The sequence below is a fragment of the Bacteroides sp. OF03-11BH genome (assembly GCF_003604005.1).
Lineage (GTDB): Bacteria > Bacteroidota > Bacteroidia > Bacteroidales > Bacteroidaceae > Bacteroides > Bacteroides ovatus.
On record NZ_QTMW01000057.1, the window covers coordinates 1 to 2,498 of the forward strand.

The window sequence follows — 2,498 nt, forward strand, 5'->3', positions numbered from 1 at the left end:
CGACCACGAGGTGCTGCGCCCATAAGGGCATATAGTAAATGTAGGCTTAGCAACCTACCCGGCAAGGGTTTTCAACGCCGGTCATTAGCCAACTTATCCACTTAGCCGAAAGGCGGTGGGGAGTGTCGCATGTTGGAAACGGCATAAGTCAGCTAACTATCATGCTGCTACTGAATGTCTAAATGAAATGATAGATATGAGGATGAAGACTATACTGTTTGAACGACAGTCCGAGTTGTTAGTTGGTAAACCCCGACGGAAGATAGTTACAAACGTCGGGCTGCAATACTTCTACTTTCCTACCTCAAGTACGAGAGCCGAAAACCGATTGCAGAACAGCCGCAATAAGCGGAAAAGGACGAAAATCGCATCCGACAATCTATTGAGCTATGTTACTATATGTCTAAATGGGGATTGTCTAAGTAGGAATGCCGAAAGGCTATGGGGTTTGCCCCCTGAATATCCTATATGACAACAGAGTCTCCGTAGTAGTCCGAGCAAGGGAAAGCCTTGTACATGGCGAAGGGAGACAGTGAGTTATTATTTAATATGTTTAACGAATGATGTGTGAGACATTATGAGAGATTCAGCAAATGTATTAAACAGTCTGGCTGGGCACAGCCAAGACCCTAATTACAAGTTTGAACGGCTTTACCGACTGCTGTTCAATGAAAATCTGTACGCACTTGCCTATCAAAAGTTGTCGCAGAATGCGGGCAACTATACGAAAGGCACAGACGGGCAGACCATAGACGGAATGAGCATAAAGCACATTCACTCTATCATTGGACAGTTGAAAGACGAAAGTTACCGTCCGTGCCCTGCACGGAGAATTTACATTCCCAAAAAGAATGGCAAGCAACGTCCTTTAGGCATACCAGCCTTTAAGGACAAACTTGTACAGGAAGTTGTAAGGATGATTCTTGAATCCATCTACGAAGGTCATTTTGAAGACTGCTCGCATGGATTCAGACCACACCGTGGCTGTCATACGGCTATGGCTTCCTTACAAAAGGGAGGTACGGGAGCACGTTGGTTCATCGAGGGAGACATCAAGGGTTTCTTTGACAACATCAACCATGATGTTTTAATCGGAATCCTTGCTGAAAGAATCAATGACGAGCGTTTCCTGCGACTGATACGTAAATTCCTCAAAGCAGGCTACATGGAACAATGGGAGTACAAAAATTCCTATATCGGAACACCGCAGGGAGGCATAATAAGTCCGATTTTGGCGAATATTTATCTTGACAAACTCGATAAATTTATGCGGAACTACATAAACGTCTTCAATAAAGGTAAAGCACGTGTACGCAACCCCGAATATAAAAGGGTTGCAAATCGTAAGGACAAACGTGTAAAGAAACTGAAGAATGAAACAGACGAGCAGAAGAAAGAAGCATTGCGCAGGGAGATAGCCATTCTCCACCGTGAGATGCAACAACTTCCTGCAACTCTTGACATGGACGAAAACTTCAAACGCATGAGGTATGTACGCTATGCCGATGATTTTCTGATTTGCGTAATCGGAAGTAAAGAGGACTGTGTAAAAGCAAAGGGGGACATTAAGACCTTTCTGCAAGATACGTTGAAACTCGAACTTTCGGATGAAAAGACGTTAATCACCAACTCACACGACGCAGCCAAATTTCTCGGCTTTGATGTTACAGTCCGCAGTACGGACAAGACGAGAAAGGATTTCAGAGGAATCCCCATACGCTCACTTGACCATAAAGTGGTTCTTCTCCTGCCTTATGAGGTTATGAGAAAGAAACTGCTTGACTATAATGCGATGCGCATAATAATCAAGAATGGCAAGGAAGCATGGGAATCGACCTCACGCCCGTATCTCCGTAGTAATGATGACCTTGAAATACTCAACCGATACAATTCGGAAATTCGGGGAATCTATAACTACTACTGTATTGCAAACAATGTCAACATTCTCAATAGTTTCTATTACTACATGAAAGAGAGTATGTATAAAACATTATCATCCAAGTATGAATCAACCGTAAGGAAAATAATCCGTAAATATTGCCGGAATAAAGTCTTTACAGTAAGGTATGAAAACAACAAGGGCGAAATGTTGGAACGTACTATTTATCATGGAGGGTTCAAGCAGAGAAAAGACGCGCGTATTGACAATGCGCATATCATGCCCAGTTATCGCGGGACTGAAAGTACCAGCCTTATGGCTCGGTTGAAAGCCCGTGAATGTGAATATTGCGGAGCGGAGGACAACCTTAGAATGGTGCATGTCCGCAAGCTAAAAGACCTGAAAGGCAAACAGGAGTGGGAACGCTTCATGATTGCCAGACAGAGAAAAACAATAGCAGTATGTGAAAATTGTTATCGTAAGATTCATGAAAAGAAATAGACTGAAAATAACCATGGAGAGCCGTATACATGGAGACGTGTACGTACGGTTCGGTGGCGAGCGTTTAGAAACCTACCGTCCGAAAGGACGGCAAGGCGCTTTGCGCTTAGCCTGTGGC

Annotated in this window: 1 protein-coding gene; it reads left to right on the forward strand. The window is 43.8% G+C overall.

The features are described 5' to 3' along the window. Positions 1–577: 577 nt before the first annotated feature. Positions 578–2,380: a reverse transcriptase domain-containing protein gene (locus tag DXA54_RS24775; protein ID WP_008646012.1), complete on the forward strand. Its 1,803-nt coding sequence runs from the start codon at positions 578–580 to the stop codon at positions 2,378–2,380. The last annotated feature ends 118 nt before the right edge of the window (positions 2,381–2,498 follow it).

What these genes read in the sequence shown, in the direction of transcription:
- DXA54_RS24775 (WP_008646012.1), top strand. Translation starts at nt 578, where the DNA reads ATGAGAGATTCAGCAAATGTATTAAACAGTCTGGCTGGGCACAGCCAA.